We start from the raw sequence: 25,503 nt of genomic DNA, 5'->3' as shown, positions 1-25,503 counted from the left end.
GGAAACGATAACGGTTTTCAGTTTCCCTACCAACTCGGTATCCGGACAGACCCGGATCGGTCGTTGTCAAGCCCGTATCGGAACCTGCCGTCACTCGTTGGAACATGTCGGCGGTCCCGGAGTTCTCGCGGGAATTCTTAACCGTCGGCTGCTGGGATCGGACTCCTCCAGGGCGGGTTGCGGCTGGTAGGGTTCACGGCTGTCGGTCGGCGCGATGACGCACCCGGTGGGTCCGGTGCGCGGCATCGTTCCGGCAGATGGAAAACGGGGCTGCTGTCGGTGTGAAGTGAGGCGGGATCTGCCCAGAACCCGCTCCGTCCAGTTGGGGAGGCACGTGTCCGTGGGTCGCCAGCCGGCAGGCGCCTCCAGGCCCTCGCGTGCGGTCGTCGACCGCGCATCCCGCCGGCGACCCGTCGTGCCTGCGCTGGTGGTGGCATCGGCGTGAGAAGTGGTGCGGACCGGCCGGCGATCTCCACCGGGCCGGCGTTGATGATTCCCGCTGGTTACCCGCGTGACCTGCCGAGCGCGCTGCTGCGCGCCGCGCGCGACTTCGGCGGCGCGGGTGTCGTCGAGATCGGCGCGGACGGCCGGGAGACCAAGCTGGACTTCCCGACGCTGCTCGAGCTCGCCGCCCGCATCCTGGCCGGTCTGCGCGCGAACGGCGTGCGTGCCGGGGACCCCGCGGTCGTGTACTGCACCGAGCCGGTCGGGTTCTTCGCCGCGTTCTGGGCCTGCACGCTCGGCGGCATCCGCCCGCTGCTGGTCGCGCCGCACCCGGGCGGCGACCGTACCGAGGAGGGCCGCGAGCGGCTCCGCCGGATCACCGACCTGCTCGGCTGGACGGTCCTGATCGGCCGCCCGTCCGACCTGCCGAACGACCTCGGCCTCCCGGTCCTGGACCCGGACGCGATGGCGGGCCACGAGCCGACCTCCGACTTCCACCGTCCGGCCGCGGACGACGTCGCCGTACTCATGCTGTCCTCGGGATCGACCGGTACGCCGAAGATCGTGCAGCTCACGCACCGCGGGCTGGTCGAGTTCGCCGCGGGAACGCCGGCGATGCTGCCGGTGCGGCCGGGGCAGACCACGCTCAACTGGCTGCCGCTGGACCGCAGCGGTGCGTTCCTGCTGTACCACCTGCTGCCCGTGTTCACCGGGTGCACGAACATCCATGTGAACACCGACTGGGTGCTCGCCAGCCCGCTGCGCTGGCTCGACCTGATGGAGCAGCACCGGGTCAACCACTCGTGGTCGCCGAACTTCGGGTACCGCCTGGTGACGCAGGCGATCGCGGGGGAGCCGGACCGGCACTGGGACCTGTCCGCGCTGCGCAGTCTGGTCAGCGGCGGCGAGCAGATCACCGTGCCGGTGGTGTCGGAGTTCCTCCGTGTGACGAACCGCTTCGGCGTCGTGCCGGAGACGTTCGTCGCGGCGTGGGGGATGACCGAGACGGTCACCGGGATCACGTTCGCGCGGCCCGGTCTGACGCCGAACGTGCACCGCGTGCGGATCCCGCCGACCGGTGTCGTCGAGTGGGTCGACCAGCGTCCGTCGTCCGGCAAGGTTGCCGTCGCACGCCCCGGTACGGCGCGGGTCGAGGCGCCCGGTGTGCTCTCGCTGGTGTCCGTGGGGGCGCCGGCGCCCGGTACGACGGTACGCATCGTGGCCCCGAACGGCGCCGTACTGCCCGAGGGCCGGATCGGCCAGCTGCAGGTCGCGTCCGCGCGGGTGACGCCGGGGTACCTCGGGAACCTCGAGGCTGACCGCACCGCGTTCCCGGTCGGGAACTGGCCCGCCCGCAAGTGGCTGGCGACCGGCGACCAGGGGTTCATCACCGGTGGACAGGTCGTCATCACCGGCCGGGACAGCGAACGCATCATCATGTCCGGCAAGCTCCACTACGCCCACGACATCGAGGCCGTCGCCGCCACGGTCGTCGGCGCCGAACACGGCCTGGTCGCCGCCTGCGGCATCGCCGACGAAACGACCGGCACCGACCGCCTGGTCGTGTTCTACGCCCTCACCGCCGACTCGGTCCCCGGCATGGACCAGGCCATCCGCAGCCTGATCCAGACCCGGCTGGGCCTGCGCGCCGAGGTGGTCGGCGTACCGCGCCGCGACTTCCCCACGACCCCCGGCGGCAAGATCCTCCGCCCCCTCCTCAAACAGCGCTGGATCGACGGCACACTGGAACCCGCCACCACCCCCCACGTGGAACCCGCCGGCGCCACCTCGAACTCCGGCCCCACCGGCCAGGGCCCCTCCACCACCCCCGAAACCACCCCGTACGCCGACGAGGACCCCGCCGAACGCACCACCGAACTCCCGGTGGTCCACCTCGCCTGGAAACGCGAACTCCAGCAATCCATTCCCACCCCACCCCCACGCCCCACCCTCGGCACCCCCGCCCCCGACCCTGCCAACACCTCACCGGCCCAACCCGCCAAGGCCCAACCCGCGACGGCCCAGTCCTCCACGGCCCAATCCGCGACGGCCCAGCAGCCCGAAGCCGTCACCACCCCCGCGCCCCAGGCCCGTGCCACCGCAACGCCCGAGCCACCAACCGCTCCAGACCCCGCCTCCCTGCGCGAGATCCTCGGCGCATCACCTGCTGCTCCCGCCCCCAGCACCTCGCCTGCCGACACACCCGCACCCTCTGCCCACAACTTCGATGACGACGAGCCCGCAACCATCGAGCTCCAACGCATCACGAACACCTCCCCGCCATCGATCGAGAACACCCCCGCAGGCACACCAACCGCCACCGACCACCCGCCCCTAGACACGGAATCCGCCGGATCAACGGATACCCGCAAGCCCGCGCAGCCCGGTGAGACCGCGGAACCCGGTGAGACCGCGGAACCCGGTGAGACCGCGGATGCCCGCGTGGCCATGGAGTCCGACGAGCGCGCGGAATCCGCTCAGCTCGCGGCCCCTGCCGACGACCAGGCCCCAAGCAGTGAAATGGCCGCCGCCGAGGCGGCTTCCGATGACGTAACTGCCACCGTCGACGCGGTCTCGAGCGACGCCCTGAACGTCAGCGCGGATTCAGACCCGGCCGTCCGCACGGACGCCACCGCTGGATCGCCGTCCGACGCGTCGGATTCCGCCGAGGACGCAGCCCGTGAGATGGCGGCCCACGGAGCCACAGATCCGGATGCCCAACCCGAGGTAACCGAGCGCAGCGAGGCTCCAGAAGCACAGCCCGCCGACTCCGACGACCAGCCGACATCGCACGATCCGTCGATCGAGCACCGCCCCGAAGACGCTGAACCAGACACCGCGGCGCCCAGCACCAACGAGGCCGAGGCCAGCGCCCAACAGGCCGACGCTCCCCTCACAACGTACGACCAGGAAACGTCTAACGAGCCCGGCAGTACTGCGCGCGCAGAAGCCGACCGCACTACGCCGAACCCCGACACAACCGAAGCCGCACCGGAGCCGACCCCAACCCGAGCACCGCTCAAGGAAGCCACAAACGCCAAGCCAGGCAACCGAGAGCAATCACCCGCCCCACAAACCGCCCCGCTCAGCCCGGACAACAACGTCCCCGCCCCACCCGATCCATCCACCACCCCGTCCACCGAACCATCCACCCCGGAAACAACCTCACAAACCACCAACCAGTCCCCACCCACCGCAGCAACCTCCGCCGCCCCCGCGCTAGCCGACTCCGCTGCAGCCACCCGACCCGCCGCTGAAACCACGTCTCCCAGCACGCCCACCCCTGCCAAACAAAGCACGGCCGCCGCCGACACCGCAGCCGCCGACGACACCGCAGCCGCCGACACCGAAGCTACCGACGACACCGAAGCCCCAGGCATCGAGTCGCCGACTGCTAACGCCGACTCGACGCCCGACGAAGTACATGCGCCTGTTGTCGAGGACGACGCCGGGGTCGGCGAGGCCACTGACACCTCCGCGGTTGCGGCTAATGCCGACGACACCGCAGACGCCGAGGCTGCGGACGACCCCGCGGCTGCAGGCGTTGAGTCGCCGACTGCTCAGGCCGACTCGACGCCCGGCGAAGTACTGGCGGCCGTTGAGGACGATGCCGAGCTCGGCGAGGCCGCTGACACCTCTGTGCTCGCGGGTGATGCCGACGACATCGCGCCTACCGATGACTCACTCGCCGCCGAGGATGCAGGCGTTGAGTCGCCGATCGCAGAGGCGGACTCGACGCCCGACGCAGCACTGGTGCCCACCGTCGAGGACGACGCCGAGGTCGGCGAGGCCACTGACACCTCCGTGGTTGCCGGTGCTGCCGACGACATCGCGCATGCCGAGGCCGCTGACGACCCCGAGGCTGCGGGCATCGAGTCGCCGACTGCTAACGCCGACTCGACGCCCGATGAAGTACAGGTGCCTGCTGTCGAGGACGGCGCCGAGGTTGGCGAGGCCACTGACACCTCTGTGGTTGCCGGTGCTGCCGACGACATCGCGCATGCCGAGGCCGCTGACGACCCCGAGGCTGCGGGCATCGAGTCGCCGACTGCTAACGCCGACTCGACGCCCGATGAAGTACAGGTGCCCGCAGACGAGGGCGACGCCGAGGTTGGGGCCGCTGACACCTCTGTGTCTGCGCGTGATGCCGACGGCAGCGCGGATGCCGCGGCTTCCGACGATACTGAGGCTGCGGGCGTTGAATCGCCGATGGCAAAGGCGGACTCGACGCCCGACGCAGTACTGGTGCTTGCCGTCGAGGACCACTCCGAGGTCGGCGACGGTGCGGAGACTGCGGTTGCCGGTGATGCCGACGACAGCGCGCGTGCCGAGGAGTCCGCCCGCGCCGAGCACACCTCTGGTGCCGCGGAGGCTGACGACCCCGCAACCGCCGGACGAGATGTGCCGAAGGCAGCTCTGCAGGAGCAGGCTGACGGGACCACAGCTGCTGAGCAGGCTGACGAAACCGTGGTTGCGGCGCAGAACGCCGGGTCCGCCCAGGCAGAGGATGCCGCGCCGGGTGAGGTTCCAGAGGTCGTGGCGCGGGCACTTGAGGCTGACTCGACGCCCGAGGATTCGCAGGTTGTCGAGAACGCGAGCGACGCGCAGGCTGGCGAGGACGTTGCCGAGACCGCGCACGCCGAGGACGCCACACTCGTTGAGGCTCCACAGGTTGCGGTGCGGGCTGGTGGGGCTGAGCTGGCGCGCGTGGATTCGCAGATTGTCGAGGGTGCGGGCGACGCGGAGGACGCCGAGGGTGGCGAGGACGCTGCCGGCGTCGTGCATGCTGCGGGCCTTGCCGGCGTTGAGGAAGACGCGGATGCTGAGAACGCCGCCGACGTTGAGGGCACCTCTGGTGTCGTGGAGGCTGGCGGCGCCGCCGTTGCTGAGCGGGCTGGCGAGACCACAGGTGCCGAGCAGGGTGATGGGACCGCGGGTGCGGGGCGGGGCGTCGAGGCTGCCAGGGTTGGCGGCGGGGAAGACGTTGCCGAGGCCGAGGCTGCAGAGGTTGCTGCGCGGGCTGCTGAAGCTGAGGTGGTGTCTGAGGATGGGGAGATCCTTGGGGACGCCAGTGATGCCGAGGTTCGCGAGCACGGTGGTGAGGCTGCGGTTGCCGGTGACGCCGACGACGTCGCGGATGCCGTGGACTCTGCCGGTGTCGAGGACGCTGCTGGTGTCGAGGACGCCTCGGATGTGGTGGAGGCCGAGGGCGGCGCAACTGGCGGGGGCGGCGCTCAGGTTGGTGATGAAGCTGTTGTAGGCATCGGTGGCGACGACTCCGGGGCTGCCGAGGGCGACGCCGAGGTTCGCGAAAGTGCTGCTGTGGCCGTCGATGGCGACGACTTGGTTGCTGCCGAGGGTGGCTCGGGTGCCGCAGATGTTGCCGGTGACGCCGACGACGTCGCGGATGCCGAGGACATGGCCGGCGGCGAGGACGCTGCGGGTGCTGAGGATGGTTTGGGGGTCGGGGCTGGCGCTGCTGCGGTTGTGGCCGCTGGTGTCGGTGACTTCGCGGGGAATGCGTCGGAGGTTGATGACGTCGCGGGTGTTGAGGGTGTCGCGGTTGGGTTGAGGGCTGGAGAGGCTGAGTCGGCGGCTGAGGTTGTGCGGGAGGGCGCGGGTGCGGAGCTTGTGGCTCGGGCCGGTGGTGCTGACTCGGTGGCGGATGACGGTGCGGGCGAGGGTGGTGCGGGCGCCGGCATCGTCGGGGCCGTTGGGGTTGGCGTGCGGGCGGTGGGGGACGGGTCTGCGGTTGAGGACCTTGTAGACGCGGGTGAGGCCGCGGCCGGTGCAGCCGTGAATCGGGCGGACCAGACCGCGGTGGTTGCTGCGGGCGAGGCTGTTCGGGGTGCGGGTCGGCAGGTGGCTCGGGTTGTAGAGCCGGTCGCTGTGGTGGGGGTGGCTGGGCGGTTCCCGGGGGCGGAGACGCTCGAGGGGTTCTGGGAGAACCTCGTGGCGGGTGTGGAGAGTGTTCGGCGGGGGATGCCGGACACGGGGGACGGCGTGGTTGCGGTCAGTGGCGTGCTGGAGCACGTCGAGTCGTTCGATGCGAAGTTCTTCGGGTTGAGCGATCGTGAGGCCGAGTTGATGGACCCGGCGCAGCGGTTGTTCCTCGAGGTGTGTCACCAGGCGCTGGAGCACGGCGGGTACGCCGGTACGGCGAGCCGCGTCGGCGTGTTCGCGGGCTCCGGCATGAACCTGTACAACCGCCAGCACCAGTCCCGCGACTCGATCGCCACCCGCGTCGCCTACCGCCTCGGCCTGACAGGCCCGGCGATCGGTGTGCAGTCGGCCTCGTCGTCGTCCCTCGTCGCGGTGCACCTCGCCTGTCAGGCGCTGAGGTCCGGCGACGCGGACCTCGCCCTGGCCGGCGCCGCCGCAGTACAGGTGCCGCAGGCAACGACGTACCAGCCGACGCCGGACTCGATCCTGTCGCCGAGCGGGCATGTGCGCGCGTTCGCCGCGGACGCGGACGGCACCGTCGGCGGCAACGGTGTCGCGGCCGTCCTGCTGAAGCGTCTCGACCAGGCGGTCAACGACGGCGACACGGTGTACGCCGTGATCCGCGGCACCGCGGTCAGCAACGAGGACGCCCCGGCCGGGAACCAGACCGAGCTGATCGAGCGCGCCCTGGAGCGCGCCGGGTTCGAGGCCGACTCGCTGAGCTACATCGAGGCGAACGGGATCGGCAGCCGGGCCGCGGACGCCGCCGAGGTGAAGGCGCTGACGACCGCGCTGCGCCGCCATACCGACAAGGTCGGCTTCTGCACGCTCGGCTCGGTGAAGCCGAACATCGGCCACCTGGACAGCGCCGCGGGCATGGCCGGCCTGATCAAGACGATCCTGATGCTGCAGCACCGCACGCTGGTCCCGACCATCAACTTCACCGAGCCGAACCCGGCGCTCGCACTCGACGACAGCCCGTTCGTGGTCGGCACCGACACGCGCGAGTGGACCGTGCCGCTGCAGTCCGGCGGTACGACGCTGCGCGCCGGCGTCAGCGCACTGGATCCGAGCGGCACCAACGCCCACGTGATCCTCGAGGAAGCGCCCCGCCAGATCCGCCGCGGCGACGACGGCCCCGTCGTACTGCCGCTGTCCGCGCCGGACCCGGACGCGCTCGCCGATCTCGTCGAGCTGTACCGCACCGACCTCGACCACGGCACCGGCCACCGCCTCATCGACCTCGCCGGTACGGCGGCTCTCGGCCGCCCGGCGCACCGGCACCGGATCGCGGTCGCGGGCAGCACCGAGGCCGAACTCGTCGACGCACTCGGATCCGCTCAGCCGACCGAGGTACCGCGCGGTGGACCCGGCCCGCTCGGCTACGCGTTCACCGGTCAAGGCGCCGCCCGTCGTGGAATGGCGGCCGGTCTCGCGGCCCGCTTCCCGGTCTTCCGCTCGGTGCTGGACGAGTGCGACCGCGTCTACCACGAGGAGACCGGCGGCAGCCTCCTCGAACTGCTCCTCACCCCGGCCGGTACGTCGGAAGGCGTCTGGCCGACCGAGACCGCGCAGCCGGCACTGTTCGCGTTCGAGCTCGCACTCGCCCGGCTGTGGCAGTCGTTCGGCGTACAGCCCGCTCTGGTGGTCGGACACAGCGTCGGCGAGTACGCCGCTCTGTGCGTCGCGGGGGCCCTGTCCCTGGCGGACGGCGTACGGCTGACCGCCAAGCGTGGCGAGCTGATGCAGCGCGGCACCGTGCCCGGCGCGATGGTCGCGGTACGCGCCGACGCCGACCGGGTCCGCGAGATCGCCCGCACAGCGGGGGTAGAGGTTGCCGCTGGCAACGGTCCGCAGTCGTTCGTGCTGACCGGGTCCGAGGTGATCGTCGGCCAGCTCGCGGCGCAACTGGACCAGTTGCAGGTCGCCTGGCAGCGACTGGACGTCGACCGGGCCTTCCACAGCTCGTTGGTTGACCCAATACTGGCGGACTTCGCCGAGATCGTCCGCGAGATCACGCTCAAGCCGTTGCGGACCCCGATGGTGTCGAGCTGGTCGGGCGACCTGCTCGAGTCCGGGACTGTGCTGGACAGCGACTACCTGGTCGGTCAGCTGCGCCAGCCGGTGCTGTTCGGCGACGCGGTCGAGGCGGTGACGGCGGCGGGCTGCCGACGGTTCCTGGAGCTTGGCCCGGACGCCGTACTGAGCCCGGCCGGCCGGCGGATCGCCCCGAACAGCACGTGGATCCCGGCGCAGCGCCTGGGTCAGGACCCGGTGCTCGCGACGATGAACGGTCTGGCCGAGCTGTACGAGCAGGGCACCGAGATCGCCTGGGCGAAGGTCTACCCGGACGGCGGTCGCGTCCCGTTGCCGACGTACCCGTTCCGCCGGGTGTACCACCCGGTCGACCCGTCGGTGACGATGCTCGCCGGTCCCGGTACGGCGGTGGCCGGGGACCACGTCGCGCCGCGGCTGAACGCGTTCGAACGGGCCGCCCGTGCGCAGTCCGTCGTGTTCGACCCGCCGTCGAGCGCCGCGGTGAAGCGGATCCCGCTGGACCCGCCGGAGCAGGTCGCGGCGGAGCGGAACGGGCGGCGCGAGCAGGACGAACGCGACGAGCAGGAGGCGCGGGCGGAGGAGGCCGAGCGCTCGCCGTTCGCGCTGCCGGCCGAGACGCACCAGATCGACGCGGACTACCTGGCGCAGGCCGGGTCGCTGTCGGGCAACGAGATGTCGGCGGAGCGGTACCGGGATTCGCTGGACGTCGTACTCGATCTGACCTGCGAGGTGCACGGACTCGACCCGTACGACCTGACCGTGGACCACACGTTCGCCGAGCTCGGGGCGACGCCCGCGTCGATGGCGCCGGTGATCGACGAGATCAACAGCCGGTTCGAGGTGCAGTTGGCGCCGGACGATCTCTTCCTGACCTTCACGACGCCGCACAAGCTCGCGACGGCGGTCGCGGTCCAGACGGCCGAGCCCGAAACGCCTGCTGAGCAGGTCGTTGAGGAGGAGGTAGTCGCCGAGGAGCCGGCGACGCGGGATCCGCGGACGGCGCTGGCCGTGCTGGGGTCGGGACTCGCGGAGCTCGCCGCGAAGGTCGACGAGGCCGCGGCCGCGACGAGCGAGGCCGAGCTGCCCGGCAGCGGGATGGCGGCGCTGATGTCGCAGCAGCTGCGGGTCGCCGGCCAGCTCGTCGACGGCGTCACCAAGCTGATGCGCGAGCAGCTCGCCCTCCTGGGAGAGCCCATCGCGGACGACAGCGGGAAGCATGAGACGGCCGGTACCGAGACGCCGGCCACGCCCGCCGAACCGGAGGCAGGGAGCGCCGCAGCATCCGTTGAGGCGGAGGCAGCGCAGGCGACGAGCGCCGAGGTGCCTGCGACGAGATCCGCCGAGGCGGCGTCCGCCGTCGAGGTCACCGGCGGACCTGCTGCGAAGGGCGTTGGGGCGAAGGACGTCGACGGCGTCGGCGCGATGGCTGTGGCTACGGAGGACGCCGGTGACACCGGCGTGACGGACATCCAGGTTCGTGAGCTGTCCGCGGCCGACGGCGGTCTCCGGGCGGCCGGCGAACGGCTCGCAGCGTCGCGCCGTACGACGGAAGTGGACGAGCGGCGCCGCGACCTGACCTACTGGCAGCAGGTGCTCTCCGGTGCCGAACCGTTGGTGCTGCCCGCGGATCGGTCCCGTGGAGCCGGCGACGACGCGGTCGTGTCGGTCACGCGGGAGCTGGACGCGGAGCTCGGTGACGCGGTGTTCGCGTACAGCCGGGACCGCAAGCTCAGCCCGGCGATGACGATGCTCGCCGCGATCGCAACGGTCCTCGGCCGGTTCGCCGCACAGGACGACGTGACGATCGGCTCCGCACTGATCCGCCCCGAGGACGACACGTCGGCGGCCCCGCGCCGCCCGCTCCCGCTGCGCATCGACCTGTCCGGCGAGCCCGACCTCGGCGAGCTGACGCAGCGGATCCGTGACCTGACCACGGCCGCCCTCGACCACGCCGGCACCGACCCCGCGATCCTCGAACGCGACCCGCTGTTCCAGATCCTCGTCGACTTCGAGGACCGCGACGAGGACCTGCCTGCGACCGTGGACCTGCGGTTCCGGCTCACCCACGAGCAGGCCGGCGCCAGGGACGGCATCTCCTGTACGGCGGACTACCGATCCGGCCTGTTCGAGCAGACCACGATCGAGCGCCTGCTCGACTACCTGACCGAAGCGTTGCGCAGGGCAACCAACCGCCCCGAGCTGCGGCTACCGGAACTGGTCCTGCCGACCGAGTCCGACCTCGAAACCCTGCGCAAGCTGGAGTCCGACGCGGACCCCGTCGGCCCGATCGGCCGGGTACGGCGCGACGCCGTGGTCGCCGGTGAACTCAGCGGACTGCACACCCTGTTCGAACAGCAGGTCGCCCGCACCCCGGACGCGATCGCTGTGGTACAAGGCGATCGCGAGCTGACGTACGCCGAACTCGACCGCCGCTCGAACGCGATCGCCTGGCAGTTGGTCGATCTCGGCGTGAAGCCCGGCGAACTGGTCGCCGTCCGCGTTGCCCGCGGCACCGAAATGGTCGTCGCCGTCCTGGCGGTGCTGAAGTCCGGCGCGGCGTACCTCCCGCTCGACCCCGGCGTACCGGAGTCCCGCTGGGCGTTCATGGTCCGCGACGCGGACGCGGTCGCGCTGGTGGGTGACGACGCCGCACTCGCGGATCGCCTCGGGCTGCGGCTGGTCCCGGTCGTCGCGGTCGACGGCGACCCCAGGGCGCGGCAGGCCCCGCCGGTACGCGCCGCGGCCGACGACATCGCGTACTGCATCTACACGTCGGGCTCGACCGGTAACCCGAAGGGCGTCGTCGTCCCGCACCGCGGCCCGGTCAACCTGGTCCGGCACTACCTGCGGACGCGACGGTCGCTGCGGACGCTGCAGTGGACGTCGTTCGGATTCGACGTCCACGTGCAGGAGATGTTCACGACGCTCGCGTCGGGCGCCGCGCTGGTGCTGATCGGCGAGGACGACCGGTACGACCCGGACGCGGTCGTGGCGGCGCTGCGCGATCACGACGTACAGCGGCTGTTCATGGCGTTCAGCCCGCTGACCGCGTTGCTGGCGACGATGCGCCGGCTGCCGGAGCTCCCGGCCCTGCGGGAGATCGTCGCAGGTGGTGAGGCGATGGTGCTGACCCACAAGGTGCGCGACTTCCTGGACGCGCATCCGCAGTGCCGGCTGTTCAACGAGTACGGTCCGACCGAGGCGTCGATCGTGACCACCATCCACGAGGTCGACCCGGCCGAGGACCGTCCGTCGATCGGACGGCCGATCGAGGGTGTCGCCGTACGGCTGCTGGACGCCGCGCTCCGGCCGGTGCCGGTCGGCGCGGTCGGTGAGATCCACCTCGGCGGCGCCGCCGTTGCCCAGGGCTACCTCGGGCGGCCGGAGGAGACCGAGCGCGCGTTCGTCGCGGACCCGGGCCACCCTGGCGCGCGGCTGTACCGCAGCAGGGACCTCGGCCGCTGGCGCGCCGACGGCACACTGGAATACCTCGGCCGCGCGGACGACCAGGTGAAGATCCGCGGCCACCGGGTGGAGCCGGGCGAGACCGAGCACGTGCTGGCCGACCAGCCCGGCGTGGTGGACGCGGTCGTGGTGGCCTGCTCGGACCTGGACGGTGACACCTGCCTGATCGGGTACGTCGTCCTCGAGGACAGCGATCCGGCCGTCCTGGCCCGGCTGATGCTTGACCTGGGCAAGGAGCTGCCGATCTACCTGGTGCCGGCGGACCTGGTCCCGATCGAGGAACTGCCGCTGGACGACAACGGCCGCCTGGACCGTGCCCGGCTCCCCGAGCCGGAGTGGCTGCGGCCGTAGGCCGTTCGTTCTGCACCGTGGACGGGGGGTCAGATCCGGTGGCGGCCCTCCCACGGCCACCGTCCGCCGTTCACGGTGCAGAACCCGCGTTCGATCCCATCCCTCCACGGGATCGAACGTGCTCGAATCGGTCGGACGTTGCCGACGGCATGGTGGTTCCGACCTGCGGGTCACACGATTGCGGCGGGGAGTCGCCTCACCCGCCGCTCACGTGTCCGGTCGATCCAAGCCCCCTTGATCGACCGCTTACCGTCCGGTCCGAGCCCCCTCGACCGGCCGTGGATGACGGTGCCCCCACCCCATCCACCCGTTGAATCGCTACAAACGTGGCGGTCGTTACACGAATCGCCGAGATTCGTAAAAATTGCGCAAAGGTGCGCGAGAGAACCCTTTCCGGACGACCGGAACTGTGCGTACCAGGCCAATACGCACCGGCCGCGGGCAAAACCGCAGATCAGGCTCTAGATCAGCGCAGCGTGGCCCATGCCTGGTGAGCCGCACCCAGCAGGCCGGCGTTGTCCAGTTGCGCGGGCACCACGGTGAGGTCCGTGACGAACGGCAGCTGTGCCAGCCGCTTCACCCACGCCTGCACCGGGTCGAACAGCACCGGCCCGGCCTTCGCGACCCCGCCGCCGATCACGACCGTGGTCAGGTCGACGGTGACCGCCGTCGCCACGATCCCCGCGGCCAGCGCCTGCGCCCCGTCGTCGAACGCGGCCAGCGCGAACTCGTCCCCGGCCGCGGCGTCGGCGGCCAGTACTTCGGCGTCCACGTCCTCGCCCGTCCGCCAGCCGCTGCGCTGCGCGCGGGCGACCATCCGCGGGCCGCTGGCGTACGCCTCGACGCAGCCGTACGACCCGCACGCGCACGCTTCGCCGGCCTGGTCGATCACCACGTGACCGATGTGCGCCGCGTTGCCCGACTGCCCGAGCAGCGGCTTGCCGTCGACGACCAGGCCGCCGCCGACGCCGGTCGACACCACGATTCCGAGCAGCGTGTGCGCACCCCGGCCCGCGCCGCTCCAGAACTCACCGAGCGCGAAGCAGTGCCCGTCGAGCCCGAGCGCCACGGGGACGTCGCCGCTGAGTGCCCGGACCCGGTCGCCGAGGGGGAAGTTGCGCCAGCCGGGGATGTTCACCGGGGAGACCAGTCCGTGCTGCTGGTCGAGCGGGCCGGCGGAGCCGATGCCGACGGCGAGCGGGGACGCGTCACCGCGGACGCGGTCGATCAGCCCGCCGAGCGCGGCGAACACCTCGTCGGCGCCGCCGGACGGGGTAGGGATCCGGTCACCGGTGAGAATCGTGCCGTCGGCGGACACCAAAGCGGCGGCCATCTTCGTGCCGCCGATGTCGATTCCCAGCACGGTCTCCCGTGCCACCGCTGTGTCGTGGCTCATCGTCCCCCCGGTCAGGGCGGTCAAGGTCGAGAGACAACGTTATCCGTAGTCGGCCCGAACAGACAGAGGTGATTCGAGGTAATCACGGAAAACGCGCAGGAAGACGGCAGTGAACTGCCATGACAGCGCCTGACAACGATGCCCCTCAAGGGCCTCCGGAGGCGCTAATGATTAGCAGTCCGTGATGGCTGGCGCACGGACCCGGCCCTGCGAGAGGGTGGGGCAATGACTGATCAACTGGATCGTGACGCGGCCGGCTCGCTGGTCGTCGGCTTTACCGGGACGACGGCGCCGGACGCCCTGCGGCGGGCGGTCGCCGGTGGGCTCGGGGCGGTCATCCTGTTCACCCGGAACGTGGCGGACGCCGAGCAGGTGGCGGCGCTGACCGCCGTACTGCGGGCCGAGCGGCCGGACCTGATCATCGCGATCGACCACGAGGGCGGCGAGTTCAGTCATCTGGCCCCGGCGAACCCGTGGCCGCTGGCGTCCCCGCGCCTGCTGGGCGACCTGGACGACGTCGAGCTGACCCGCGCCGCGGCCCGGGACGCGGCCGCCACCCTGGCCTCGCTCGGCATCGACCTGATGCTCGCGCCGTCCGTCGACGTGAACAGCAACCCCGCCAACCCGATCATCTCCACCCGCTCCTTCGGCCGGACGGCGGAGGTGGTGTCGCGGCACGGGGTGGCGTTCGTCGAGGGTGTCCACGACGCCGGTATCGCCGCCTGCCCGAAGCACTTCCCGGGGCATGGCGACGTGTCCGTCGACTCGCACACCGACCTCCCGCGGGTCGACCGTTCGGTCGAGGAGGTCCGGGACGTGGAGCTCGCCCCGTTCCGCGCGACCATCGCCGCGGGCGCCGACGTCGTGATGAGCGCGCACGTCGTCTTCTCGGCGTACGACGACCAGCCCGCCACCCTCTCGCACCGGCTGCTGACCGGCCTGCTGCGCGAGGAGCTCGGCTTCACCGGTGTCATCACCACCGACGCGCTCGAGATGCAGGCGATCACCAGGAACCGCTCGATCGAGGACGCGGCGGTCGCGTCGATCGGGGCCGGTGCCGACCTTGCGATGATCGCGGTCGGTACCGCGGACCCGCACGCGCTGACTGCCCGCGTGGTCGAGGCGGTGCGCAACGGCACGCTCCCCGCCGAGCGCGTCGCGGATGCCGCCGCCCGGGTCCGGGCGCTCGCCGCGTCACTCGGTCAGCGCACCCGCCAGCCGGGTCTCGACGGTGCGCCGATCCGCGAGGTGGCGGAGCGGGTGGTGACCGGGCAGACGTTCCCCGCGCTGGGCGCGACGCCGTACGTCATCGACCTCACCCAGGGGCTGCACCCGGCCTGGAACCCGTACTTCTCCGGGCTGCCCGAGATCTTCACCCGCGTCGCGCCGGGCGCCGACGGCGTCGTACTGCGCGGCGAACACCACCTCTCCGACGACGCCCGGCCCGAAACCGACGCGATCGCGGGCGCCGCCAAGGCCGCCCAGGGCCGCCCGCTGGTGATCGCGGTCCAGGACGCCGGACGTACGCCGTGGATGCGCGCAGCCCTCACGCACCTGGTCGAAGGTCACCCCGACAACGTCTTCGTGCTCTGCACCGGCATCCCCGAGGACCAGGCGCTGGTGCCGGCCGGCGTCCCGTCCGCCACGACGTCGGGTCGCAACGTCATCGTCCTGGAGGCGATCGCCCGTCAGCTGACCCGCTGAGACGTACCAGGACCTCCACGCCTGCCCGCCGAGCCCTCCGGACACCTGAACATCTCGTGGGTCTACGTCCGAGATGCAGGGTTTACGTCCTGTATATCGGCCGCAAACCCTGCATCTGGTGGGTCAACCCACGAAAGGCGGGCGGTGGTGTCAGGTGGGGCGGCAGGCGAGTTCGAGGTCGAGGGCGTGTTGTTCCACGTAGTTGAGGGCGTGGCGGACGGCGCCGACCGACACGATGGCGTCGCCCAGGGATGAGACGGCTACGCGTGGGGGAGTGCTGGTGTAGCTGGCCAGTTGCGCCCGGAGGTCGGGGAGCAGGGCGGCCGCGGCTTCGGCGACCGCGCCGCCGAGGACGACCAGCTCGGGGTTGAACAGGGTGCCGAGGGTGGCGACCACGCGGGCGGTGCGGTCGGCGATCTCGTGAAGGATGCCCTGGGCAACCTTGTCGCCGTCGGCCGCCGCGCGGAACACCTGCACGGCGGTCACCTCGCCGTTTGTCGCCAGCCTCCGCAGCGACGTCTCCACGCCCGGGTCGGCGACGGCCGCCGTACCGTTCTCCCGGGCGATCCGCGCAATACCGTGGGTGTCCCCAACGCCTTCGACCAGCTTCAGGAACACCATCTCGCCGGCCCCGCCGCGGCTGCCGTGCAGCAACCGCCCGGAGTCCATCAGTCCGGAGCCGAACCGCTCGCCCGCCAGCAGCACCACGAGGTCGTCGACGTTGCGGGCCTCGCCCCGCCAGTGCTCGCCGAGCGTGGCCAGGTTGGCGTCGTTCTCCAGCAGCACCGGCCAGCCGTGCAGCTCGGTCAGCCGGTCCGACAGGCCGGTGTCGAAGCGCCGCCAGAACTCGTCGTCGACCAGGATGTTCCCGTCCCGGTCGACCGGCGCGGCGACCCCGGCGCCCGCGGCGAGGACCTGCGCGTCCGACACCCCCGCGGACGCCAGCGCCTCGACCACGGTCTCGTGCACGATGCCGGTCCGCTCGCCGGGCGTCTTCACCCCGGCCGCCGAGCGTCCGGCCTTGGCGACGGTCTCGCCGCGCAGGTCGGAGACCAGCACGGTCGTCTTCGCGGCGCCGATGTCGATGCCGAGCACGTATCCCGCGTGGCTGTTGAACTCGAACCGCCGCGACGGCCGCCCGACCGACGTCCGGCCGGGGTCGAGCTCGACCACCCAGCCCATCGAGATCAGGTCGTTGCAGACGGCGTGCACCGTCGCGCGGGTGAGACCAGTGGCCTCGATCAGGCCGGTTCCTGTCATCACCCGGGCGCGGGTGAGCACGCCGAGTACCTTGCCCGCGTTCACCCGTCGCAACATCGTCGGGGTGGCGGTCGGCGGGGTAGCCGGTGGTTTCGCCATGAAAGCCCCTTGACCTGGTCGTCGTACCGCACGCAGAATACATGCAGATTCTAAATTTAGAGCCTATATATAAACGCCGGGTTACCAACAGACTTCCGTGTGAGGCATCGTGACCACTCCGCAGACCACCGATCCCGACTGGTGGCGCCAGGCCGTCGTCTACCAGATCTATCCGCGCAGCTTCGCCGACTCCAACGGCGACGGCGTCGGTGACCTGCCCGGCATCATCAGTCGAGTCCCGTACCTGGTGGCGCTGGGCATCGACGCGGTCTGGCTGAGTCCGTTCTACCCCTCCGCGCTGGCCGACGGCGGGTACGACGTGGACGACTACCGCAACGTCGACCCGCGGCTCGGGACGCTGGAGGACTTCGACCAGCTGATCGAGGCGCTGCACGCGGAGAACATCAAGCTGATCGTCGACATCGTCCCGAACCACACGTCGAATCGGCACGAGTGGTTCGTCGAGGCGCTCGAGGCCGCCAAGGGGCACCCGGCCCGCGACCGGTACATCTTCCGCGACGGCCCGGACGGCGCGCCCGACCAGCCGCCGTCGGACTGGGACTCGGTGTTCGGCGGCTCCGCCTGGGCGCAGACCGACGACGGCCAGTGGTACCTGCACCTGTTCGCGGCCGAGCAGCCCGACCTGAACTGGGAGCACCCCGAGGTCCGCGCGGACTTCCTGGACACGCTGAAGTTCTGGTCCGACCGCGGCGTGGACGGCTTCCGCGTCGACGTCGCGCACGCGCTGGTGAAGGACCTCACCGAGCCGTTCCCGTCGAAGACCACGCTGCCGCGCCAGTCGGAGTCCAACGGCAAGCACCCGCTGTGGGACCAGGACGGTGTCCACGAGATCTACAAGGACTGGCGCAAGCTGCTGAACAGCTACGACCCGCCGCGGTCCGCGGTCGCCGAGGCGTTCGTGCCCGCGGCTCGCCGGGCGCGGTACGCGAGCGCCGACGGGCTCGGGCAGGCGTTCAACTTCGACCTGCTCCAGGCCGACTTCGAGTACGAGAAGTTCCGCCAGGTGATCGAGGAGAATCTCGCGTTCGCCGAGGAGAACGGGTCGTCGTCGACGTGGGTGTTCTCGAACCACGACGTCGTCCGGCACGCCACCCGCTACGGCCTGCCGAAGAACCCGAAGGGCGGCTGGCAGGACGGCAAGGACTGGCTGCTGAGCAACGGCACCGAGCCGACAGTGGACGTCGCGCTCGGCCTGCGGCGGGCTCGTGCCGCCACGCTGCTGATGCTCGCGCTCCCCGGCTCGGCGTACCTGTACCAGGGTGAGGAGCTCGGTCTGCAGGAGGTCGGCGAGCTGCCGGCCGCGAACCTGCAGGACCCGGCGTACTTCCGCTCGAAGGGTGCCGAGAAGGGCCGCGACGGTTGCCGCGTGCCGATCCCGTGGACCGTCGGCGGCCTGTCCTTCGGGTTCGGCACGGGAGGCTCGCACCTGCTGCAGCCCAAGTGGTTCGGGGCGTACTCCGTCGAGGCGCAGCAGGACGACGCGGACTCGACGCTGAGCCTGTACCGCAAGGCGCTCGCCGTGCGGCGGAGTCTGCGCACCGGAAGCTCGCTCACCTGGGTCGACCAGTCCGAGAACGTCCTGCACTTCATCCGTTCCGGCGGCTGGCAGTCCGTGACGAACTTCGGCGCGGCTCCGGTCGAGCTGCCCGACGCGGCGGTCGTGCTGTCCAGCGGCCCGCTCGAGGGCGAGAAGCTGCCGAGCGACACCACGGCCTGGCTGATCTAGGCCCTGTCCAGGCCCCGTCTGGGCCCTGTCTGGGCCAACCGAACGCGCTCCGGTCGAACCGTCTGCTGACGGTCCTCCCCCTGCGACCGGGGCGTCCCCGCCGGTGCGGGCTGCTGTGGTGGATGCGGCGGGGCGGCCGCACGCCACGCTCGCACCCGTACCGGCGGACATGGACGTGACGGGGGCAACGGGCGGTTGCCCCCGTCACGATCCGTGCCACGTGCGGAATGTCAGGATAAGCGGGTGACGACGCTTGCTGACGTGCTCGGCGTACTCGACCGGCTCTACGACCCCGCGTGGGCGGAGTCCTGGGACGCGGTCGGTCTGGTGACCGGGGACCCGGACCAGGAGGTACGCCGGATCCTGTTCGCCGTCGACCCGATGCGAGAGGTGGTCGACGAGGCGATCGAGGGCGGCTTCGATCTGCTCGTCACGCATCACCCGTTGCTGTTGCGCGGTGTGAACAGTGTCGCCTCGACGACTCCGAAAGGCCGCGTGGTCCACGACCTGATCCGCGCCGGCGTCGCGCTGCACGTGTGCCATACGAACGCCGACAACGCGAACCCCGGTGTCAGCGACGCGCTCGCCGAAGCGATCGGGCTGCGGGACACGCGGCCGCTGAAGGCGATGCCGTCCGAGCCGATGGACAAGGTCGTCGTGTTCGTCCCGGTCGCGGAGACGCAGGCGATGCTCGACGCGCTGGCGAAGGCCGGCGCCGGACAGATCGGCGACTACGAACGCGCCGCCTGGAGCGGGACCGGCGAAGGAACGTTCCGGCCGCTCGACGGCGCCAACCCGGCGATCGGCCGCGTCGGCGACATCGAGGTCGTGCCGGAGAACCGGATCGAGATGCTCCTGCCGCGCCGCAGGCGCCGGGCGGTCGTCGAGGCGCTGGTCGCGGCGCATTCGTACGAGGAACCGGCGTACGACATCTACGAGCTCGCCTCGCTGCCGAGCGAGCGTGGCGGCGGGCGGATCGGCGTACTCGCGGAGCCGTTGCCGCTCGCGGACTTCGCGCGACTGGTGGCGGAGAGCCTGCCGCGGACCGAGCACGGTGTGCGCGTGTCCGGCGACCTGGACCGGACGATCGAGACCGTCGCGGTGGTCGGGGGAGCGGGCGACTCGGAGTTCGACCGGGTCCGCGCGGCCGGCGTGGACGCCTACCTGACGGCCGACCTGCGGCACCATCCGGCGACCGAGGCCCGGGCGTACGGCGACCCGGTGCTGGTCGACGTCGCACACTGGGCCAGTGAGTGGCCGTGGCTGGCCGCTGCCGACCGCCTCCTGCGCGAAGGACTGGCGGCCCGAGGCAGTACCGTGGACACTCACATCTCAACGCTCTGCACAGACGCATGGACCCTGCGGATCTGAGCGCGCCGATCCCGACTTGAAGGAGCCGACTCTGAACGCCGAGCCCGCCGTCCAACGCCGCTTGCTGGACCTGCAGGATCTCGACCTGCAGCTTGATCAGATCGCGCACAAGCGCGCCTCCCTTCCCGAGCACCAGGCGCTCAAGGAGCTGCTCGCCGAGAAGTCCGTGGTCGACCGCGAGCTGGTCACCGCGGACACCGAGGTCAGTGACCTGCAGCGCGAGCAGAAGAAGGCCGACTCCGACGTCGAGCAGGTCCGGCAGCGCCGGGCACGCAACCAGCAGCGGCTCGACTCCGGCCAGGTCACTTCGCCGCGCGACCTGGAGAACCTGCAGCACGAGATCGGTTCGCTCGAGCGGCGGATCTCCGACCTGGAGGACGCCGAGCTCGAGGTGATGGAGAAGCTCGAGGCCGCCGAGGCGGTGCAGGCCGGCCTGCGTTCCCGCGCCGAGGCCTTCGCCGGCCGCCAGTCCGAGCTCGAGACCAGTCGCGACGCGGCGCTGAAGGAGCTCGACGAACAGCGCGCCGGCGTCGCCGACCAGCGCACCGCGATCGCCGCCGAGCTGCCGGAGCCGCTGATCACGCAGTACCAGCGACTGCGGGAGCGCAACGGCGGGATCGGCGCCGCGCCCCTGGTCGGCAAGCGCTGCATGGGCTGCCGGATGGAGCTCGCTCCCTCCGACCTGACCCGCTTCAAGGCCGCCCCGCCGGACGCCGTACTGCGGTGCGAGGAGTGCGGACGCATCCTCGTCCGTACGTCGGAGAGCGCGGTATGAGCTACAGCCACGTCATCGTCGAGGCCGACGGTGGCTCGCGGGGCAACCCGGGACCGGCGGCGTACGGCGCGCTGGTGCGCGACCCGGTCAGCGGGAAGGTCATCGCGCAGCAGGGCAGGACGCTCGGGATCGCGACCAACAACGTCGCGGAGTACTCCGGACTGGTCGCGGGTCTCGAACTCGCCGCGGAGTACGCGCCGGAGGCCTCGATCGAAGTACGGATGGACTCCAAGCTGGTCATCGAGCAGATGGCCGGCCGCTGGAAGATCAAGCATCCGGACCTGCAGCCGCTGGCGATCAAGGCGCAGGGGCTGGCGCCGTTCGGGACCGAGTGGACGTGGGTGCCGCGGGCGCAGAACGCGGCCGCGGACGCCCTGGCGAACAACGCGCTGGACGGCGTACCGATCCCGCTGCAGCCGGAAACCGCGCCGACCACCGCGACGCCGGCGCCGGCCGCGTCGGACCAGCAGAAGGCGATGCGCGGATGGGGTGCCTCGGCCGAGCCGCCGACGCAACTGTTCTTCCTGCGGCACGGCGAGACGGTGCACACCGTCGAGAAGCGGTTCTCCGGTTCGGGCGGGGACGACCCGGCGTTGAGCGACACCGGGCAGGAGCAGGCGGCGGCCGCGGCGGCGTACCTGGCCAGGCACGGCGGGATCGACGCGATCGTGACGTCGCCGATGCGGCGGACGCGCGAGACGGCGGCCGCGGTCGGCGAGCGGCTCGGGCTGAGCGCGGTCGTGGACGAGGGATGGGTGGAGTGCTCGTTCGGTGACTGGGACGGGCACACGTTCGCCGAGGTCCAGGAGAAGTGGCCGGACGCGCTGAACGCCTGGCTGGAGTCGACGAGTGTCGCGCCGCCCGGTGGCGAGTCGTTCGACGCGTGCGCCCGGCGGGCGCGGTCGGCGCGGGACGGGCTGCTGGCGCGGTACCCGGGCAAATCGGTCCTCGTCGTCACCCACGTGACGCCGATCAAGCTGATGGTCCGCTCGGTGCTCCAGGCCCCGATGGCCTCGATCTTCCGGATGGAACTCCGCCCCGGAACGCTGACCGAGGCCCACTGGTACGCCGACGGCCTGGCGTCGCTCCGCTCCTTCAACGTGCAACCCTCGCTAGTCTGACCCCATGCCGCTGCAGAGGGTTCATTTCGCCGAGGCCGTGCCGGAGGTCTTCCGGGCGTCGTTGCAGGACATCCGACGGGAGCTGGAGGTTCCGGACGGGTTCCCGCCCGAGGTCACCGCCGCCGCGGAGGCAGCGGCCGCGAACGCCCGGCTCCCGGCGCTCGACCGGAGCGACATCGAGTTCGTGACGATCGATCCGCCGGACTCGATGGACCTCGACCAGGCGCTGCACATCGAGCGTGCCGGCGACGGCTTCACCGTGCACTACGCGATCGCCGACGTGGCCGCGTTCGTGCAGGCCGGCGACCCGATCGACACCGAGGCGCGCCGTCGCGGCGAGACCTTGTACGCGCCGGACAAGCGGACCCCGCTGCACCCGCCGGAGCTCTCCGAGGGCGCCGCGTCGTTGCTGCCCGACCAGGTCCGCCCCGCACTGCTGTGGACGATCACACTCGACGCGTCCGGTGAGATGACCGGGGTCACCTGCGAGCGTGCGCTGGTGAAGTCCCGGGCCAAGCTCAACTACGCCGGCGTCCAGAAGGACCTCGACGCGGGTACGGCGCCGGAGTCGCTGCAACTGCTCCGCGAGGTCGGCAAGCTCCGTGAGCAGCATGAACTCGAACGCGGCGGCGTGAACCTGCCGATCCCGGACCAGGAGGTCGTCACCTCCAACCACGGCTGGGGCCTGGAGTTCCGGGCACCGCTGCCGGTCGAGGGCTGGAACGCACAGATCTCCCTGCTCACCGGCATGGCCGCCGCGCAGCTGATGCTGAAGGGCAAGATCGGCATCCTGCGCACGCTGCCCGAGTCGCACGACGACCTGCGGCGCAAGCTCGGCAACACCGCCAAGGCGCTCGGCATCGAGTGGCCCGCGGAGACGACGTACGCCGAGTTCATCCACGGGCTCGACCCGTCGGAGCCGGCCCACGCGGCGATGCTCGCCGCCTGCACCGTGCTCTTCCGCGGCGCGGGGTACACGGCCTTCGACGGCAGCGTGCCGGAGCAGCCACAGCATGCCGCGATGAAGGCGGAGTACGCCCATGTCACCGCTCCGCTGCGACGGCTGGTGGACCGGTGGACGAGCGAGATCTGCGTCGCGCTCTCGGCCGGGACCGAGGTGCCGGCGTGGGTCCGGGAGTCGATGGACGACCTTCCGAAGATCATGGACGAGGCGGACCGGCGCGCGCACGCGTACGAGCGGTCGATCGTCAGCATGGTCGAGGCGGGGCTGGTCGCGGACCAGGTCGGCGCCGAGTTCGACGGTGTGATCACCGACGTGGACGAGAAGGAGAACGCCCGCGGCATCGTCGCGCTCAGCAAGTTCGCGATCGAGGGCCGCGTCACCGGTACGGCGCTGCCGCTCGGCCAACGGGTCCGCGTCAAGCTCGTCGAGGCCGATATCGCCAAGCGGAGCGTGTCCTTCGAGCTGGTCGGCTAGCTACTCGGCGAGGTAGTCCTCGACCGCCGCGGTCGTGCGGTCGAGGTCGCCGGTCGCGAGCAGGTCGATCAGGGCGCCGCGGAGCATCGCCAGTACTGCGGTACGTCGCGCAGCGCTCTGGTCGGGCTCGCTCGCCTCGAGCAGCTCGAGCCAGTCGTCGACCGTCGAGCGCGCGAAGTCCGTCCACGGTCCGTCCGGAGCGACCAGCGAGCGGCCGTACGCCTCGACCCAGAACATCATCAGCGGTCGCCGTTCCGGGGCGGCCAGCCAGGTCCACAGCTCCCGCGCGATCACGGTCAGTCCGGGCGGTTCGTCGTACCCCTGCTCGATCTGCCGGAGCAGTTCGAGCTCGTCGGCCCGGGCGCGGGCGAGCAGGGCGCGGATCAGGCCGTCCTTGCTGTCGAACAGGAACAGCAGCACGCGCGGGCTGGAGCCGATCGCGGTCGCCAGCGGGCGCAGCGACAGGTCGGCCAGGCCGTGCGTGAGCGAGTACGCGTACGCCCGCTCGAGCAGTTCCTGCTGGCGCGCGGACGGGCCCGCTTTCGAATTCGGCACTGGCTTCGTGGTCGGCACGGGGCTAGTATCGCTTACTGAAACAGTCGTGTCAGTAGAGCGGGTAGGGTTGATGACGAAACTGATCAGGAAGCTGGGGCAGCCCGGGGACCTCGGGTGGGTGGTGCTCTCACACGCGGAGATCTACGCGGCGGAGTATGGCTGGGGCCCGGCGTACGAGGCGCTGATCGCACAGATCGTGGCGGCGTACGCGACCGACCACGACGACGAGCGCGAGGCCGCGTGGATCGCCGAGGTGGACGGTGAGCGGGCCGGCAGCATCTTCTGCGTGCGGGGGCCGGACGAGACGACCGCACAGTTGCGGCTGCTCCTGGTGACGCCGTCCGCGCGGGGACTACGGCTCGGGGGCGAGCTGGTCGACACGTGTCTGGAGTTCGCGCGCTCGGCCGGGTACAAGCGGATGGTGCTGTGGACGAACGAGCCGCTGGTCGCCGCGCGGCACATCTACCTGGCGCGCGGATTCCGGCTGACCACTTCCGAAGTGCACGAGATGTGGGGCGAAGGGCTGATCGGACAGACGTACGAGCTGGATCTCTAGGACTTGCAGGCCGGCGCGCCGGGTGCTGCCGTCTTGTAGATCGCGTGGGAGAGGAAGGTGGTGACGTACCCGTTCGTGACGGTCAGAGCGTGCCGCGGGCCGGCGGTGCCGAGCGGGAGGTACTTCCGCAGCGGGTAGGCCAGGTAGTAGACGCCGTAGTCGGTGAAGTTGAAGTGCCGCGTGCCGGGGATGGTGGCGCACCACGACGTTCCACTGCTTGCCTTGAGCAACGAGATGGCGCGGTCGCGGGCCGCGTCGTTCCCGGCGTCCGGCCCGCACACGCTGGTGATGCAGGAGTCGTCGGCGCCGAGTAGCAGCATCGGCGCCTTCACCCCCTTCTGCACCACCTCGCCGAACTGCATCCCGTCGAGGTCGACCGCTGCCGCGCACCGTTGGTCCAGCCGGCAGGCCTCGAGTGACGCGGCGCCGCCGAAGGAGTGGCCGACGTACGACGGTCCGACCGCGGACTGGACCGAGTTCGGCAGCTCCTTGGCGACCATGCCGGCCGCGAACCGTGCGTCGGCGGCCCACACCTTCACGAGGCTGTCGCCGGCCTGCTGGGAGCCCTCACTGCCGTCGCCGAGGTTCGACGGACTCGCCTCAGGTTTGCTCTCGACGGGGTGTCCGCCGAGCACGGTGAGCTTCGCGCTGTAGGTCGGCGTGACGCCCGCGACCAGGTAGCCGTGGCTGGCGAGCTCCTCGGCGAGGGCGGCGTACATGGGCGCGGACAGGCCCATGCCCGGCATCAGGACGACGACCGGGAACCTGCCTGGGGCGACCGCGACCCGGTCGAGGGCGCGGTCCTGGAGGATGTCGAACGGTCCCTGGAACACCGAGGCCGGCGCCTTGAGGTGGAGGCCGCTCCACTCGTCCGGGGCGTACTGCACGTGCTGGCCGGTGGTTTCCTTGGCGACCGGGTACCAGAGCCAGACGGCGAGCCGCCGCGGCCCGTTCACGTACGGGTCGCGGCGCGGCGTATCCGTCCATTCGAAGGTCCGTCGCCCCACCTGGAAGCTGCCGGTCGTCTCCGGCAGCGAAACCGGCTCAGACCGCTGCACCAGCACCCAGCCGACATACCCGGCCCCACCGAGCAACGCGACCAGAAGCAGGATCACCACACCAGTCCGCACCCGCCTCATACCGCCAGTTTCTCACCCTGCATGCGCGGGAACTGCGACATCAGTCCCGATGTGGCGCAGGATCGGTGCCGATTCGTTGCC

The 25,503-nt window shown here is 71.1% G+C and carries 12 protein-coding genes; 8 read left to right on the top strand and 4 right to left on the bottom strand.

Annotated features, from left to right (window positions below; genetic code table 11):
• The first annotated feature begins 441 nt into the window (after positions 1-441).
• Complete coding sequence (locus BJY22_RS42670) at positions 442-12,261, top strand: non-ribosomal peptide synthetase/type I polyketide synthase (RefSeq protein WP_167214508.1); 11,820 nt, start codon at positions 442-444, stop codon at positions 12,259-12,261.
• A gap of 466 nt (positions 12,262-12,727) precedes the next feature.
• On the opposite strand, the gene BJY22_RS32420 is transcribed toward BJY22_RS42670, so the two are convergent.
• On the bottom strand, positions 12,728-13,657 hold the full coding sequence (locus BJY22_RS32420) for an ROK family protein (protein WP_167214505.1): 930 nt from the start codon (positions 13,655-13,657) through the stop codon (positions 12,728-12,730).
• A gap of 225 nt (positions 13,658-13,882) precedes the next feature.
• Between BJY22_RS32420 and nagZ the strand changes: the two genes are divergently transcribed.
• Complete coding sequence (gene nagZ / locus BJY22_RS32415; protein ID WP_167214502.1) at positions 13,883-15,361, top strand: beta-N-acetylhexosaminidase; 1,479 nt, start codon at positions 13,883-13,885, stop codon at positions 15,359-15,361.
• Between the two features lie 150 nt (positions 15,362-15,511).
• Here the strand turns inward: nagZ and BJY22_RS32410 are convergent, their stop codons facing one another.
• Positions 15,512-16,720: an ROK family transcriptional regulator gene (locus BJY22_RS32410; RefSeq protein ID WP_167214499.1), complete on the bottom strand. Its 1,209-nt coding sequence runs from the start codon at positions 16,718-16,720 to the stop codon at positions 15,512-15,514.
• A 109-nt stretch (positions 16,721-16,829) separates the two neighbouring features.
• Between BJY22_RS32410 and BJY22_RS32405 the strand changes: the two genes are divergently transcribed.
• From BJY22_RS32405 to BJY22_RS32385, 5 genes are all read left to right on the top strand, one after another.
• Positions 16,830-18,467, top strand: coding sequence for a glycoside hydrolase family 13 protein (locus BJY22_RS32405; protein ID WP_337759684.1), 1,638 nt, complete (start codon positions 16,830-16,832; stop codon positions 18,465-18,467).
• Between the two features lie 243 nt (positions 18,468-18,710).
• Positions 18,711-19,838 carry a Nif3-like dinuclear metal center hexameric protein gene (locus tag BJY22_RS32400; RefSeq protein WP_167214496.1) on the top strand — a complete coding sequence of 376 codons (1,128 nt, stop codon included), beginning with the start codon at positions 18,711-18,713 and terminating at the stop codon, positions 19,836-19,838.
• A gap of 16 nt (positions 19,839-19,854) precedes the next feature.
• Positions 19,855-20,613, top strand: a complete 759-nt coding sequence (locus BJY22_RS32395) for a zinc ribbon domain-containing protein (RefSeq protein ID WP_238350529.1) — start codon at positions 19,855-19,857, stop codon at positions 20,611-20,613.
• Positions 20,610-21,734 carry a bifunctional RNase H/acid phosphatase gene (locus tag BJY22_RS32390; protein ID WP_167214493.1) on the top strand — a complete coding sequence of 375 codons (1,125 nt, stop codon included), beginning with the start codon at positions 20,610-20,612 and terminating at the stop codon, positions 21,732-21,734. The genes BJY22_RS32395 and BJY22_RS32390 overlap by 4 nt, the downstream gene beginning before the upstream one ends.
• Positions 21,735-21,738: 4 nt before the next feature.
• Entirely contained in the window at positions 21,739-23,172 is a 1,434-nt protein-coding gene (locus BJY22_RS32385) for an RNB domain-containing ribonuclease (RefSeq protein ID WP_167214490.1), read from the top strand.
• On the opposite strand, the gene BJY22_RS32380 is transcribed toward BJY22_RS32385, so the two are convergent.
• Positions 23,173-23,745 (bottom strand): TetR/AcrR family transcriptional regulator, encoded by a 573-nt coding sequence (locus tag BJY22_RS32380; protein WP_337759681.1) that lies wholly within the window; start codon positions 23,743-23,745, stop codon positions 23,173-23,175. It abuts the gene before it with no gap.
• 52 nt (positions 23,746-23,797) lie between these two features.
• Between BJY22_RS32380 and BJY22_RS32375 the strand changes: the two genes are divergently transcribed.
• Entirely contained in the window at positions 23,798-24,283 is a 486-nt protein-coding gene (locus tag BJY22_RS32375; protein ID WP_167214487.1) for a GNAT family N-acetyltransferase, read from the top strand.
• Here BJY22_RS32375 and BJY22_RS32370 read toward each other — a convergent pair.
• Entirely contained in the window at positions 24,280-25,422 is a 1,143-nt protein-coding gene (locus tag BJY22_RS32370; RefSeq protein ID WP_167214484.1) for an alpha/beta hydrolase, read from the bottom strand. The two genes, BJY22_RS32375 and BJY22_RS32370, sit on opposite strands and share 4 nt — an antisense overlap.
• Positions 25,423-25,503: the final 81 nt, after the last annotated feature.

This window comes from Kribbella shirazensis (assembly GCF_011761605.1).
Classification (GTDB): domain Bacteria; phylum Actinomycetota; class Actinomycetes; order Propionibacteriales; family Kribbellaceae; genus Kribbella; species Kribbella shirazensis.
The sequence above is the reverse complement of the archived record's forward strand: the minus strand, read 5'-3'. Positions and strand labels throughout refer to the sequence as shown.

Bases quoted from the DNA above. Each gene is read 5' to 3' on its own strand.
- BJY22_RS32420 (WP_167214505.1), bottom strand. From the start codon at position 13,657: ATGAGCCACGACACAGCGGTGGCACGGGAGACCGTGCTGGGAATCGAC.
- nagZ (WP_167214502.1), top strand. From the start codon at position 13,883: ATGACTGATCAACTGGATCGTGACGCGGCCGGCTCGCTGGTCGTCGGC.
- BJY22_RS32410 (WP_167214499.1), bottom strand. From the start codon at position 16,720: ATGGCGAAACCACCGGCTACCCCGCCGACCGCCACCCCGACGATGTTG.
- BJY22_RS32390 (WP_167214493.1), top strand. From the start codon at position 20,610: ATGAGCTACAGCCACGTCATCGTCGAGGCCGACGGTGGCTCGCGGGGC.
- BJY22_RS32385 (WP_167214490.1), top strand. From the start codon at position 21,739: ATGCCGCTGCAGAGGGTTCATTTCGCCGAGGCCGTGCCGGAGGTCTTC.
- BJY22_RS32375 (WP_167214487.1), top strand. From the start codon at position 23,798: ATGACGAAACTGATCAGGAAGCTGGGGCAGCCCGGGGACCTCGGGTGG.
- BJY22_RS32370 (WP_167214484.1), bottom strand. From the start codon at position 25,422: ATGAGGCGGGTGCGGACTGGTGTGGTGATCCTGCTTCTGGTCGCGTTG.